At 39.6% G+C, this 12985-nt stretch carries 15 protein-coding genes; 5 read left to right on the forward strand and 10 right to left on the reverse strand.

The window, feature by feature from the left end:
- The first annotated feature begins 98 nt into the window (after nucleotides 1–98).
- Nucleotides 99–317 (forward strand): hypothetical protein, encoded by a 219-nt coding sequence (locus AA0Y26_RS07830; protein ID WP_413366637.1) that lies wholly within the window; start codon nucleotides 99–101, stop codon nucleotides 315–317.
- A 129-nt stretch (nucleotides 318–446) separates the two neighbouring features.
- Here AA0Y26_RS07830 and AA0Y26_RS07835 read toward each other — a convergent pair whose 3' ends face one another.
- On the reverse strand, nucleotides 447–869 hold the full coding sequence (locus AA0Y26_RS07835) for a MarR family winged helix-turn-helix transcriptional regulator (RefSeq protein ID WP_413366639.1): 423 nt from the start codon (nucleotides 867–869) through the stop codon (nucleotides 447–449).
- Nucleotides 870–972: 103 nt separating this feature from the next.
- Between AA0Y26_RS07835 and AA0Y26_RS07840 the strand changes: the two genes are divergently transcribed.
- Both AA0Y26_RS07840 and AA0Y26_RS07845 read left to right on the forward strand, forming a co-directional pair.
- Entirely contained in the window at nucleotides 973–1959 is a 987-nt protein-coding gene (locus AA0Y26_RS07840) for a YhdH/YhfP family quinone oxidoreductase (protein WP_413366641.1), read from the forward strand.
- 385 nt (nucleotides 1960–2344) lie between these two features.
- Nucleotides 2345–3331: a hypothetical protein gene (locus tag AA0Y26_RS07845; protein WP_413366643.1), complete on the forward strand. Its 987-nt coding sequence runs from the start codon at nucleotides 2345–2347 to the stop codon at nucleotides 3329–3331.
- Between the two features lie 112 nt (nucleotides 3332–3443).
- Here AA0Y26_RS07845 and AA0Y26_RS07850 read toward each other — a convergent pair whose 3' ends face one another.
- The 3 genes from AA0Y26_RS07850 to AA0Y26_RS07860 all read right to left on the reverse strand — a co-directional run bounded on the left by AA0Y26_RS07850 (nucleotide 3444) and on the right by AA0Y26_RS07860 (nucleotide 5016).
- Entirely contained in the window at nucleotides 3444–3881 is a 438-nt protein-coding gene (locus AA0Y26_RS07850; RefSeq protein WP_413366644.1) for a DUF4279 domain-containing protein, read from the reverse strand.
- Between the two features lie 6 nt (nucleotides 3882–3887).
- A complete protein-coding gene (locus AA0Y26_RS07855) occupies nucleotides 3888–4412 on the reverse strand; it encodes an AAA family ATPase (RefSeq protein WP_413366646.1) in 525 nt (174 codons plus the stop codon).
- Between the two features lie 157 nt (nucleotides 4413–4569).
- Nucleotides 4570–5016 carry a staygreen family protein gene (locus AA0Y26_RS07860; RefSeq protein ID WP_413366647.1) on the reverse strand — a complete coding sequence of 149 codons (447 nt, stop codon included), beginning with the start codon at nucleotides 5014–5016 and terminating at the stop codon, nucleotides 4570–4572.
- Nucleotides 5017–5179: 163 nt separating this feature from the next.
- On the opposite strand from AA0Y26_RS07860, the gene AA0Y26_RS07865 reads away from it, so the two are divergent.
- Nucleotides 5180–5869, forward strand: coding sequence for a peptidylprolyl isomerase (locus AA0Y26_RS07865; protein WP_413366648.1), 690 nt, complete (start codon nucleotides 5180–5182; stop codon nucleotides 5867–5869).
- A 64-nt stretch (nucleotides 5870–5933) separates the two neighbouring features.
- Here the strand turns inward: AA0Y26_RS07865 and AA0Y26_RS07870 are convergent, their stop codons facing one another.
- The 3 genes from AA0Y26_RS07870 to AA0Y26_RS07880 form a co-directional block, all read right to left on the reverse strand.
- A complete protein-coding gene (locus AA0Y26_RS07870; RefSeq protein WP_413366649.1) occupies nucleotides 5934–7232 on the reverse strand; it encodes a methyl-accepting chemotaxis protein in 1299 nt (432 codons plus the stop codon).
- Nucleotides 7233–7559: 327 nt separating this feature from the next.
- Nucleotides 7560–8594, reverse strand: coding sequence for a hypothetical protein (locus AA0Y26_RS07875; RefSeq protein ID WP_413366650.1), 1035 nt, complete (start codon nucleotides 8592–8594; stop codon nucleotides 7560–7562).
- Complete coding sequence (locus AA0Y26_RS07880) at nucleotides 8578–9072, reverse strand: sigma-70 family RNA polymerase sigma factor (RefSeq protein ID WP_413366651.1); 495 nt, start codon at nucleotides 9070–9072, stop codon at nucleotides 8578–8580. Before AA0Y26_RS07880 ends, AA0Y26_RS07875 begins: the two co-directional genes overlap by 17 nt.
- Before the next feature lie 382 nt (nucleotides 9073–9454).
- Here AA0Y26_RS07880 and AA0Y26_RS07885 point away from each other — a divergent pair, with 382 nt between their 5' ends.
- Complete coding sequence (locus AA0Y26_RS07885) at nucleotides 9455–9952, forward strand: LURP-one-related/scramblase family protein (protein WP_413366653.1); 498 nt, start codon at nucleotides 9455–9457, stop codon at nucleotides 9950–9952.
- A 123-nt stretch (nucleotides 9953–10075) separates the two neighbouring features.
- On the opposite strand, the gene AA0Y26_RS07890 is transcribed toward AA0Y26_RS07885, so the two are convergent.
- From AA0Y26_RS07890 to AA0Y26_RS07900, 3 genes are all read right to left on the reverse strand, one after another.
- The gene (locus AA0Y26_RS07890; protein ID WP_413366654.1) at nucleotides 10076–10456 is read right to left on the reverse strand and encodes an SLAP domain-containing protein; all 381 of its coding nucleotides are present in this window, start codon (nucleotides 10454–10456) and stop codon (nucleotides 10076–10078) included.
- Between the two features lie 508 nt (nucleotides 10457–10964).
- A complete protein-coding gene (locus tag AA0Y26_RS07895; protein ID WP_413366656.1) occupies nucleotides 10965–12407 on the reverse strand; it encodes a PH domain-containing protein in 1443 nt (480 codons plus the stop codon).
- On the reverse strand, nucleotides 12407–12892 hold the full coding sequence (locus AA0Y26_RS07900) for a PH domain-containing protein (protein WP_413366658.1): 486 nt from the start codon (nucleotides 12890–12892) through the stop codon (nucleotides 12407–12409). The genes AA0Y26_RS07895 and AA0Y26_RS07900 overlap by 1 nt, the downstream gene beginning before the upstream one ends.
- Nucleotides 12893–12985 lie beyond the last annotated feature (93 nt).

Here is a 12985-nt window from a genome sequence, read left to right on the forward strand (position 1 = left end):
TGTCTTGATATAAGAATATCAAATGGAAAGAAGCGAAAGTAGAGCAAAAAAGGGTAGATGAAGTCTATACGGAAGAAGCTGCAGAAGCGTTTGATACCTTGGGTGTCACGAAAGATAGTACAGTAAAAATAGAAGTAGGAGAAGAGCCGGCAACAATTAGGGTAAATCAATGGAATGAGGATCAATCGGTTCAGAAAGTCGAGCTTACCAATGATAAACTTCCTCTACCTGCTGCAGCTGGTTACTACATTTATGAGGTAATTGCAGAGTGGGATCAGGGGTATATAACATATGTGTTTGACCTTAATGTTTCATAGGCACGGCCTCTGCTAAAACGTTTTTCTACAAAATAAGTCCCGCTTGCATTAAACGGGACTTATTTTGCTATGAGCCACTCTTTTCTTGTCATTTATTTAAAATGTATACGTAATTCCATACCAAACCCACTAAGATAATTCAGTCCCGATTATTTTGGACAATCCTTTTTTCAAAGCTTCTATTTCTTGATCATTCAGTTCTTGAAGTACATTTTTATTCATTTCCATACTTGCTGCTTGGATGACATCCCGCAGTTCGTTTGCTTTTTCTGTACTCGTTACTAAAACATTTCTGCGATTAGCAGGGTCAATTTCTCGATCAATTAAATCCATTTTTTGCATTTTATCGAGTATGCCCGACACAGTGGGCGCTTCTAGATAAAGCAGCTCTCCAATTCTTTTAGGTGAAATCTTTCCTTCCGTCCATACACAATTTAAGACACCGTATTGAGCTGGAGTAATTTCAAATTCCTCCAGATACCGGTTAAACAATTTATACACTTTATGCTGAGACACACTCAATAAAAAATTGATACATTCATTCAAATTCAAATCTTACACCTCCATATTGACAATACTATAATAGCATGTTAATTTCGTTGTACAAATATTTTTGTTACAGAAATATTTTGGATAAGAAATTAGGAGGGGTATTATGGAATCATTTAAAGCGATTGTTATTAGGAAAGAAAACGAAGAAGTAACGTATAAGCTAGAAGATGTGTCTCTTTCTGACCTATCAGAAGGGGAGGTTTTAATTAAGGTTTCGTATTCCTCTGTGAACTTCAAAGATATGCTGGCTGTTCAATCAAATGGCGGCGTAATTAGAGACTATCCGATGATCCCGGGGATTGATTTAAGCGGTACGATTGTTAGTTCTTCTAACGAGCAGTATGCAGAAGGACAAGAAGTGCTTGTTACAGGTTTCGGCACAGGGGTAAGTCATACCGGCGGGTTTGCTGAATATGCTAGAATTCCTGCTGACTGGATCGTTCCTTTACCAACTGGTCTTACTTTAAAAGATGCGATGATTTTTGGAACTGCAGGTTTCACAGCAGCCTTATCTATACTGGCACTACAGAAAAACGGCATGTCAGTTGAAAGCAATCCGCAAATCTTAGTTACTGGTTCAACTGGTGGTGTAGGAAGTGTTGCTCTGCAAATTTTATCTAAAATCGGCTACAAAAATATCGCTGCGTTAGTTCGCAAAGAATACCAAGTAGAAGTAGCAAAATCCTTAGGTGCAACGGAAGTTATTTTTTCATCTGACCTAGGGGATAGTAAAAAGCTAGTAAGTAAAGCAAAATATCATTACGTTTTAGATACTGTAGGCGGTGATGTTGCGGCAGCTTTAATTCCTCAAATTCACTATGGCGGCAGTATGTCAATGTGTGGTAATGCAGGCGGCGTACAGTTACCGACAAATGTATTGCCATTTATTCTTAGAGGTGTAAATTTATTAGGGATTGATTCAGTGAATGTGCCTATCGGAGAGCGTTCACCGATCTGGCAAAAAATCGCGGATGAGTGGAATATCAGTGATACGGCATTTACCAAAGAAATTGCGCTTCAAGATTTACCAGAAACGATTGATGCAGTCAAAAATGGCCAGCATCTAGGCAGAACAATTATAAAATATTAAGGATACATTGATCTTCTTATTCAGCTAAGACGCCGTTTAAGAAAATAAAAAGAATTAATAACTTTTAATAATAAGGTTCCAGACTGTAGGCAAACTCAAAGAAATTTGAAATTGTCTACAGTCTTTTTGATAACGTTATATGGTAATGAATCAAAAACTTCCGTTTCAGACAGTTTGCTTTACGCAGACAAGGTCTCGCTCTTCACCTTTGCTATATTCAGTTCGGATGCTTCGAAATAGTGCTCCTGGCGTTTCGAAATATTGGAACGCTGACTGGATTATTATTACTTCTGAGCTATAGTTGCTATTTACCAGATATGTTAGAGTGATGATAGGATTATTGTTTACTGATTTTTCAGTTTCTTAAAAAGAGGAGTGAAGGAAGATGAAAAAGTGGCTCGCTGCTTGTTGTCTTTTATTTTTGATTGGATGGCATTCAGAGGCTGATGCGGCCGTTTGGGACGGTGCGGAGATTGTAAAGGGGCAGACAGGAAAGATTACATTTTCCAAAGATGTGAAGGTTTATAAGAAAAATGCAAATGGCCAATTTGATTCTTTGATTGTCAAAAAGGGTCAATATTTCCGTGTGTACAATATTGAAAAGTACAATAATCAGACCTATTACTGGATGAGTTCAGGCTACCGGGTGCAGGCGACAAATTTAACGCAATTTAAGGCTATACCACTGGAGACACGTGCGCAGTTCTATAAGGATCCGGCGCATCTCTGGGCTAACCAGAACATGGTCATGCAGCTGCCTTCATTTAATGAATTCTATTTAGTATACAGCTATTACAGCTATTTGAATGATGCCGGCTTTACATTTAACGAAGCAGGGCAATTGGAAACAACAGTTCGAGAGGGTAATAGAAATGTAAAGGTAACCCTTGATCCGACAGATGTTTTCATTGCAGAAAAAGGAAAGGAAACAGTGGAAGGGGATATAATGGAAGTAAAGCAGGACACACCGGTTTACTGGCAGCCTTACAAGTCAGGTACGACAAGACCAATTAGACTGGAATTAGGCTATACCTTTACAAAGCAGTTCCCTAAACATACACTGGTTCGGTCTCAAGGATTTAAAATCGGTGATTATCATGCCGTGAATGTCTATTCGCACATGGATACGACTAAATACCTGCAGACATTATTCGTGAAAGCATCGGATGTGCAAGTCGTATCGAAACCTACTCCGAAAGGTACTTGGTATGTGCAGGAAACAACGGAAGCTGTACTGGCAGAAAACTCGATTAAAACGATTATTGGGGAGGGAACAGCTGTCACATATTTCGGAATAAGCGAGGACTATGCGGTCATAGGCTATGAGAGTGACATATGGCTAATTCCGCACGATAAAATCGCGCCAAATTAAATAGCTGGAGCCATGAAGGCGCACGATACTTGGACTCCAAAGGCAAGACAGGAAGCATATCACTTCCTGTGTTGCTTTTTAAATTGGATAGAAAAAGTCGTAGAAAAGTCTCTCATTCTTCCTCCGGTTCGTAGAAGGGATATACATACGTATCGATATCTAGACCAGCATTGATCGCTGCCGCAAATTGACTGAACTCAGGGTGAATGAATAACCCAGGTGTATAACCTCCATGGATGTTGACGACCAGCTCCAACTGTACATCTAAATTCAATTCTGCTTTTAATTCATTAATGATATGCGTCTTTTCTTGAAATACCTCTAATAGGGGAGATAAAACATCATCAGAAGAGAGCGTTTCTTTTTTGATTTTATATGTCCAAGAAGTATAAAAGTTTACTTTTTTATTAATTGGATGGTTGGGCGTAGATCTTTCGCCTAACTTCCGTGTTTCTGTCGGCTGGATTTGCAGACGATTTGTTACAACTTCTAAAGGGAAGTCATCGTTACCACTAAATTTAATATAAGCGTATAAGTTTGTTTTCTCCATGTTCATTTATCCTTTCACATAATCAATTACCTCACCTACGTATTCTTCTAACGGCTGCAATGTATTAACCTGCAGAACCATCGTGTCTTTTGGTTTGGCGCTGTTTTCAATGGTTTTATAAAATCCTTCCTCCGACGATACAGCAGTGATTTGGCTGATCATATTGTTCCGTTCCTTCAATCGTTTGTTCACTACGTGCACATCCTCAGCGATGCATTCTACATATTTGTATTTCACCTTGTATTGTTTGCTTAAGGCCAGCCCTTTTTCAATCATTTCACTGTACAAGCAAGGACTATCTAAAATAACAGGAAAGCCTTGCGACAGATAGAAGTCAGCTAATGACCAGTCGATTGCATAGCCGATTTTTCCTGAAGCAGCAAGGTCCAGATGGGATTTGGCCATCGAATCAAGCAAGGCGGATTTCACAATATCATGGTCGATGATAACTGCGTTGAATTCCTTCGAAATTTCCTTTGCTAACGTCGATTTCCCCGAACCGGGGAACCCTGACATTTGTAGAAAAAACAAACACAACCGCTCCTTTGAAATTTGCTTTCCTAAATTATACAATTTGTGGATCGATAAGGATACGTCTATTATCCAGCTATATTAGAAGGGAAGATTATATAATTGATGCTCGTCTTTAAGTTTCCCTGTAAAGTACATAACCACCTAGAGAAAACGATTAAGCGGAAAAAGTGCGGAAGGTTCCCCACTTTTCCTGTTTAGCAAACTGGGGATAGGCGGACATAAAATGTATGATGATAGAGGCGTGATCTAGTGAAGGATAACAATTGAATAAAAACCTATCACCGAAGCGTATTGCAGTTAAGGCAAGCGGTAATTCACGCCTAAATATGTCATAGCGTTTTGCAGCCGTACTTTCCGGATATTCTCCTTGGTCTATATAGACATACACATGCAAAAAATCCCCATTTGGTGTCCAGGTACCTAGTACTTCATCTCTCATCGAATTGAGTTGATCCCATGCATAGTGAGCGCCGATTGTTAAAAATAATTGGCTGGTTGTATCAGAGTGGGTGAGTGTGTAGCAGCGCGGAATGATAGGAGTTGTTGGAGTGATACCGTCTCTATACTCTACAGAAAGTCTTTCAGGCTGGAACTTGCTCAAGTGACCAGCTCCTCTCGTTTTTTATCATTATGTAAAGAGCGGGCTATTCATTCGTTGACTGAAAAGATTGCCTATGCCTCTCACCAACAAACCTCTTATTCATTTGCCGGCAGTTGGCTTCCAATTATATAATCAGAGGGATGAACTAAAGGAGTTGAACAATATGGTGAAACGATCAAAAGTATTTTATTTGTTCTTAAGTCTGCTGGCAGTCATTTCTGTTGTGCTTGCAGGGTGCGGTACATCAACAAAAGATGAGGGTACAGCAAAGGAAGCAGAAAAACAAACAGAAAAACAAACAGAAAAACAAGTGGATTATGCAGGAGAGGTAAAGGAAAAGCCGGTTGTCACAATTACAATGGAGAACGATGAGAAAATTGTGATTGAACTAGATCCTGTCACAGCGCCGAATACGGTGGCGAATTTTGTTTCATTAGTGGAAGAGGGCTTTTATGACGGTCTTATTTTCCACCGGGTAATTCCGGACTTTATGGTGCAGGGGGGAGACCCTGCAGGGAATGGTTCAGGCGGACCGGACTATACGATTGCAGGAGAATTTTCTTCAAATGGCTTTGAAAACACCCTGAAGCATGAGCGAGGGGTCATTTCGATGGCGCGCGCGCAAGACCCGAATTCAGCGAGCTCGCAATTTTTCATCATGGTAGAGGAAGCATCGCATCTTGACGGTGACTATGCGGCATTCGGAAAAGTGATTGAAGGAATGGAAACAGTGGATGCGATTGTTGCTGTTGAACGGGACGGAGCGGACAAACCGTTAGAGGAACAGAAGATGAAAAAAGTGGAAGTGGATACAAAGGGCTTTGACTACCCTGATCCGGTCGTACAAAAATAAGGACCATTAGACAAACTTATAGAAGCAAGCAGCCTATTCAAGATTTCTTGAATAGGCTGTTTTTTTAATATCCTTGCATGGTGCTGTTTAAATTATCCGCTAAATTCGCTACTTTGGAACCGGCTTCCCCAATTTCCTTCAGGATATCGGCGACTTTACTCATTTCTTCGTTATTTCGTTCGTTCTGCTCCTTACTAGCCATACTAGCAGTTAAAATTTTGTCAAAGCTTTCTGCAGTCTCCTGCACATTTTGATTTGTTAATACAGTTTTGGCATTGACATCATCGATTTGCCCGACGACATTTTCGATTTGCTTCGTTGTAGACACGACCAGCTCTGTAATATTACTTGAAGAATTCTTTGTCTGCTCAGCAAGTTTTCTTACCTCTGCTGCCACTACTGAAAACCCTTTCCCATGCTCTCCAGCCCTCGCTGCTTCAATGGCAGCATTTAGCGCTAATAGATTCGTTTGGTCTGCAATCGACGTGATCACTGCCACGATGTCTCCAATTTCCTTTGAATTGACTTCTAATGAACGGATACTTGTTTGGATTTCTGTCACACTATCCTTTAGAGAAACGGTCTGTTCGATTACTTGATCTAACTGTGATCTTCCTGTTACAGAAGTTTCTGTTGAAATGATAGATGATTGAAGCCCTTCGTCCAGGGATGTCATGATACTTTCAGAACGTACAACCACATCTGCCACCGAGGCGCCGACTTCTTCTGACATGGCAGCCAATTCTTCAGTAATGGTGCCGATTGACTCCTTAACCTGCTGTTTTGTTTCAATTTCTTTTGTAACTGTAGCCTCGTTTTGCAGCATTTGCAAAGCTGAAAGGCATAGCTGCATTTCTAAATTAAAGATTTTTGTCGTAACTCTTAAAGCAAGCGCCAAACTTTCTGTATCATCTTTAAACACTTCTGTTAACAGATCTATAATATTATTTATAAACGATTGGTTAGTGCAAAGATACCAGCGTACCTCAACACCAGTCATTAAGTAATATTTGCTGAGTTGATATCTTCTTTCTGCATACTTATCATCAATAATTCCATCAAAAAAGCTAATAACATATTGCTGGCTGCCTGACAAATCAATACCGATCGGATTCATATCGACTACGCGGCGAACTCCCTCGAAGGAACTGTTATACATTGGGTTATAGATTTTCTCGATCTTCTCTTGTATAAGCGGCTGCAATGCTTTTGCAACTGCAAGATCATCTAACGTAAGGTCGATAAGAGATAGCTGACTTAGTAAATTTTGATCTTTCTGAATATCAATCCGTACCTTTGGTTTTAGTTTCTCTGCCTCATCTTTCAAATATGTTGCTTTCTCTTTTTTTGCGAACATTTTCATAAAACCTCTCCCTAAATAAATCATGATAAGTAAAATAATATAATTTAATATCGGTATTATTAGGTATTTTTCAATAGGGATTATATCTTAGGGCATATAAAAAGCTGATAGGTTTAGGGGAAGATAGTCATGATAGATAATTATCAGGCTGGAAAATGAAAAGGCGATCATGAGGAAACTTACTATTTCACCCATCATTTCCTTTAAAAAAGACCTTCTCTATTATAAGCGCCTGAGCTGTAACAATCTCAGTAATAAGAATAGAAAAACTCACAAAAAAGCCTATGTAGAAACATGTTCTTACATAGGCTTTTTCAAATCGCTGGGCTAATCAATCTTGTAGTTCATTTCAATAGTCCGCTCTAATATTTCAAGTACGGCACCTATTTCTTTTGCCCATTTCATTTTTTGTGCATCATGGCTTGTATATGTTCGTAATGCCTCCTGATAGTGCTTCAGAGAGTGTCGAGTGAGCTCCTCCTTTACGATATCCCGCTTGATATCGGATAGGAAAGTTTTATACGTATAACCGAGGTACGTAGGAAAGTTAATGCTTTTTGAAAAAATATATTCCCCTTGCTTATTTGTTGTCACCTGTAATGATAACTGGACTTTATCAAACGGCAAATCATCAGGCTGTGGATCCATTGGCTGGGTTCTTCTAGAGCCCCATCTTTCCAGTACGTTCATATCACCTTTTGAAATACCTGCAAGATGTTGATATACCATTACTGCGTCTTTGTATGGGTAAGCTGCTGTTTCATCCAAGCCAATTCCCTCGTTAAACAAAACTTTCTCAAGCATTTCCGCTTCCTTATTCACTACTAAGTAATAATCAATATACTCCTCTTCAGTAATTTGGAGTTCGGCAAACATTTTTTCGTAATACGCCTTTAAGCTGGTATCCTTCATTTCATTATGAAGTGCTTTTTTTACACGTTCCCTCACGGTATGGCGCTGCTTTTCATCCCACTCGTAATCATGACGCGCCATGTGATGAAAAAGGGCATATTGGCTAATCGTTTCACTTAATGCGTAATATTCAAGAGCTTCCGGTGGCAAGAAGCGCCAATCACGATAAAACATCTCATATTTCTTAATTTTAACTGTCCGCTCATCAAACATCCTAAAGCTTTCATGTTCGGATGACAGCTGAGTCTCTTCTGTCTTCACTACCAAAGTCGTCAATATGATAGTGCCGACTGTGAAAAGAAGGAGGGCGGCAGCTGTTAAAAAGGGCTTGATAAACGGTTTTTTCGGTCTTTTTCGGCCTTTATAAATCGTTTCCTCATAAATTCTGGATTTCACTTGTTCCGAAGTTTTCTCCCAATCTCCTAAAGAATTATTAAGCTTGTTGGCCATAGCTTCCTTCTCCTTCCTCGAGCAGAATACCCTTTAATAACCGGCGTGCCTTTTGCAGTCGTGTCTTTACTGTCCCAATTGGGATATTCAAGAGGGCAGCAATCTGAGCCGTCCCTTGTTCATCAAAGTAGTGCAAAATCACAACTTCCCGATATTTCAATGGCAGCTTTATGACATGCTCAGCAATATCAGGGTCTTCTGAAGGAGGATGATCGGCTTTTTCGTGGGCAGTGAAAAAATCTATTGCCTGCACTTTCCGGTAATGCCAGCTGCGGAAGTAGTCCCGGCAGCGATTCACCGTCATTTGCACGAGATAGCCTTTTGGATTTTCCAGCGGCAATTGCTCTCCGTATTTTTGATAAAGTTTTACAAACACCTCTTGAACGATATCTTCAGCTAATTGCCTGTCCCTTACATATAAAAAACTCATTTTTAATAAGTACGTTGTATATTGTTCTACCGCATCTACAAAGTTCATTACCATCCTCCTCTGCCTATTAAACGATGCTCAGGAGTGTTCGGATTTAAAAATCTCCATATTTTGTATTTAAACATAAAAAAAGATACAGCAATAGGCTTTACCGTAGAAAATCCCTGTAGAGTATATTTGTTACAATTGGCTTAGTTATCCTTGTTTACTTGAGAAGTGCAGGCATTTATTTCAGTTTTGCACCTGCTTTTTTAACAGCTCTTAAAGGAAAAAGGGTAGAATTTACAGAACCGGTTTAGCAGTAGTATTCCGGATGTTACAATTATAGAAATGATGAAATACCTTTCTCATGGGTTTCAAGAAGAAAGTCGATGAAGCTGTCTATTAATAGGTCGGAAATTTTACAATGAACCGAAAGGAGAAATATAGCATGAAGGAACTCTATATTAAGCAGAAGGTATTCAGCCTAAGCGGCAAATTTACGGTGAAGGATCAGCAGGAGAGGGACGTGTATTTCGTAGAGGGGAGCTTTCTGCAGATTCCGAAGACCTTTTCTATTATGAATACGGCAAGAGATGAAGTTGCGCTTATTACCAAAAAAGTGTTCAGCTTTTTACCGAAGTTTTTCGTAGAAGTGAACGGCAGGGAAGTATTAACGATTAAGAAGGAGTTTTCTTTCTTGAAAGCACGCTATACGATTGATGCGGCGGGCATTGAGGTGCAGGGTAATTGGTGGGATATGAACTTTCAGGTGTACCAGCATGGTGAGGTAGTAGGGAAGGTAAGCAAAGAATGGTTCACATGGGGGGATAGCTACAAGGTGCAGGTAATGAAGGAGGAAATGGAGACGATTATGATTGCACTCGTTGTAGCCATCGATTGTGTGAAGGCAGATCAGGCGGCTGCCTCATCCGGAGCAGCGACTTAATGTAAGACTGTGCAATATAAAATACTAAATAAGAGCCAAAAAACAGGGAAACCAGTAATGGATTCCCTGTTTTCATGTCAATTTATAAGGGGCGTATGATTTCTTGGCAAGGAAGAGTATGATCTACTTCCGTATTTCCACGTGGCCATTCCAGAGGGAAGAGACTGCTGTATAGCTGTCCGTTGGAAAAATAAGTGTCCAAGGCGTGCTGACATGTGGAGGAATCTGCAGTGCCGGCAGTGTAAAATTGTATTCCGCTAGCACCTCTTGCTCATTTGAATAAACTAGCTGTGTATTTTCAAATGTAAGAGGATAGTCAGTAAAATTGTGCACTAGGACAGTCACCAATAGGTCCTTTTTATGATTGATGGCTTCTCGAATAGGAGAGAAAACAACAGGGGAATCGCAGTGATCCTTTGTTTCGTCAAAAATATGTTCAATGATGTTCCGGTCTTGTGCAGATAGAGCTTTCTTCCATGCCGCTTCGAATTGCAGCTGCTGCATAGAGGCCACCTCCTTTTTCTTTAGTGTATCATACGTAAAGTAAACCGATGGGTAAGGAGCAGTTCGTCATAAGCTTAGTGGAGTTTTAGTGCAGTAAAAAGCCTATTTGTCTAATTGCGTATATGACAGAACAAGAAATAAGCGTCAATCAGGGTGTTATCCAGCTTATCTTTCCTTACATTTAAGAATCACGTGTTACACTCGTAAGTCTCTTTTTAGCCGATAGTTTTACTTGAAGTAGCTTTTTTATCTTATCCATATTGATTACCCAAAAAAAGCTAACTATCATATAGTGGAACACAATAATTGGAAGGTAGGATTCGAAGGCGATCCAAAAATCAGTATTTGGCACACTTATCTTAATGACTGTTAGTAGAATCATTAATGAAATAGGGATAGCTAAAAAGAAAACACTAAATATCTTTTTCTCCATGTAGAATCCTCTTTTCTATTTGAACTGTTTTGTAATTCTCATCCCTTCAATAGAGGCAACTATTGCGGCTTTTCTCTAGATTGGTGTTCGTTCAGAATGAACTTCATCTTTACGCGCTTTAAACCATTGCAGGAATGCTGGATGGAATGCTTGATCGATATCTTGGAGTGTACTGATATGAATCGGCTTGGCACGATTTGCAAAACGAATATTCATAACGTTAAAGCGCCGCTGTAATGAAGAGCTTTTGAATTCCATTTCTATTAATTTAGGCCGTCTCGTTACGATCGTTTCTATCGTGAAGTCGCCTGTTGTGATTTGTAAATGCTGTTCATTCATTGCAAAAGCTAAATGCTTATATTGCAAATAGCGCGATAGATACGTATACAAAAGTGTAAAGGCAGCCAAGTAGAAAAAGATGTCCTGCCAAAAAGCACCGAGTAATACAATCAAGCTGAATATCGGAGGTCTCAAAAATATTAGTGCTTTCGCGTTTTTGCTTATCCGGTGTTCGGGCTGCTGCGATATAAAGTGAGGCAGCATTTGTGCGATAAGCTCATTCGCTTCTGCTGTCGGTAAGTACGGGAAAAATTCATTAATTTGCTGTTCTTCAGAGGCAAGTATTTCCCCGGTAGAAATTAAACGGATAGTCGTTACCTTTAATAAACGCTGATAAAGGCTTTGCTTATAAATAACAGCCTGCACCTTTTCTTTCCGAATAGAAAAGCTGTGTGAAGAAAGCCAGCCCTTTTTTACATAAATGCGCTCATCGTCCATCGAAATTTCGTAACGATAATAAGCATTAAACGTTTTGAAAACGCCGAATCCAATTGCAAGTATAATAAAACAAATAATGAGAACAATGATTAGCGCTAGCGGAAGTGCCGATAATTCAAATGGCAGCCACTCATCAACCTTCCAGTCAGACCATAATGAGAAGACGATTGGGAAAATCGCCAAAAAGCTAAAGGAAGTTAAGGATGCCTTTATTAAATCTGTGGTAGAAGGTGTAAATAATGTCGTACGAGCCGGCTTGTCTGCCTGTTGCTCGTGAATCTCAGTTTCACTTTCATCACTCGGTCTGTCGTCTGCAGCTAATATGTAGGATTGCAGCGTAGAAACAAAACGCTGAGGTGCAAAAGTAAGTTGAATGTCACCAGTCGCATCACCTGTTTCGATTGTCACTTGGGTCGCGCCAAAGGGCTTTTGAATAATGGAAGTAGAAGTTTGAACGTTTTCGAATTTTTCCTTAGGCACGAAGCGTTCCTTTTTAGAAAATACACCTGTATAGACGCGGGCACCTTCATGTAAGAATTCAATACGTGTAAACAATGTCTCCATAAAGCGGTTAAACAGACCAATTACTAGAACAATACCAAGCAGTACTTTTAGAATGGTCCAAAACGTCCCGTCACTATTGAATTTTAAAATATAAAAGAAAAATATAGGGAAGAACCAGCCTTGAATCAATGATATGACATCGAATACTAGTTTTATTTTCGGGTATCGGAAAGTCATTATTCGTCCAGCTCCTTTAAGCGAGCCAGCTTTGCGATTTCTTCACGTATTTCCTTTGCGACCGCTTCATCTAGGTAAGGAATCGCATGGTGGCCTTTCATCGTTGTCACAGTAACCGAAAAGACGTTGAATTTACGCATCAGCATCCCCTGATTCAGCTCGATTGACTGAATTTTTGCCATAGGGACGACTGTTTCTGAGATGGTAAATATCCCGCTTTTGATAAATAGGTAATCTTCTGTTAGGCCGTAGTGAAATGATTTATAAAATAGCGGCGTTTCAATCAATATGGCCCAGAATGCGCCTAAGATTGTGAGGACGAGTAAGCCATATACAACATATTCAACCCAGCTCCACCAAGAAAAAATATGAGTACAAACAAGCAAAGCTATTAAGACAAAGATTGTTAGTACAGATGTGATTAGCTCATGCAGATTACGGATCTTCGGTGTTTTTTCAGAAATCTTATAATATGTAACGTTCATACTATGCTCCTTTTCTTGCTGTTTTCCATCTAACTTACTTACGTGTAAAAGCATTAAAAGTTTCAGTTCTTTTGGAAAAAAATGCTTGTTTTG

Source organism: Lysinibacillus canaveralius (genome assembly GCF_047301505.1).
In the GTDB taxonomy this organism is placed as follows: domain Bacteria; phylum Bacillota; class Bacilli; order Bacillales_A; family Planococcaceae; genus Lysinibacillus_B.

Bases quoted from the DNA above. Each gene is read 5' to 3' on its own strand.
- AA0Y26_RS07900 (WP_413366658.1), bottom strand. From the start codon at position 12,892: ATGAACGTTACATATTATAAGATTTCTGAAAAAACACCGAAGATCCGT.
- AA0Y26_RS07845 (WP_413366643.1), top strand. From the start codon at position 2,345: ATGAAAAAGTGGCTCGCTGCTTGTTGTCTTTTATTTTTGATTGGATGG.
- AA0Y26_RS07880 (WP_413366651.1), bottom strand. From the start codon at position 9,072: ATGAACTTTGTAGATGCGGTAGAACAATATACAACGTACTTATTAAAA.
- AA0Y26_RS07895 (WP_413366656.1), bottom strand. From the start codon at position 12,407: ATGACTTTCCGATACCCGAAAATAAAACTAGTATTCGATGTCATATCA.
- AA0Y26_RS07870 (WP_413366649.1), bottom strand. From the start codon at position 7,232: ATGAAAATGTTCGCAAAAAAAGAGAAAGCAACATATTTGAAAGATGAG.
- AA0Y26_RS07850 (WP_413366644.1), bottom strand. From the start codon at position 3,881: ATGGAGAAAACAAACTTATACGCTTATATTAAATTTAGTGGTAACGAT.
- AA0Y26_RS07875 (WP_413366650.1), bottom strand. From the start codon at position 8,594: ATGGCCAACAAGCTTAATAATTCTTTAGGAGATTGGGAGAAAACTTCG.
- AA0Y26_RS07890 (WP_413366654.1), bottom strand. From the start codon at position 10,456: ATGCAGCAGCTGCAATTCGAAGCGGCATGGAAGAAAGCTCTATCTGCA.
- AA0Y26_RS07840 (WP_413366641.1), top strand. From the start codon at position 973: ATGGAATCATTTAAAGCGATTGTTATTAGGAAAGAAAACGAAGAAGTA.
- AA0Y26_RS07885 (WP_413366653.1), top strand. From the start codon at position 9,455: ATGAAGGAACTCTATATTAAGCAGAAGGTATTCAGCCTAAGCGGCAAA.
- AA0Y26_RS07865 (WP_413366648.1), top strand. From the start codon at position 5,180: ATGGTGAAACGATCAAAAGTATTTTATTTGTTCTTAAGTCTGCTGGCA.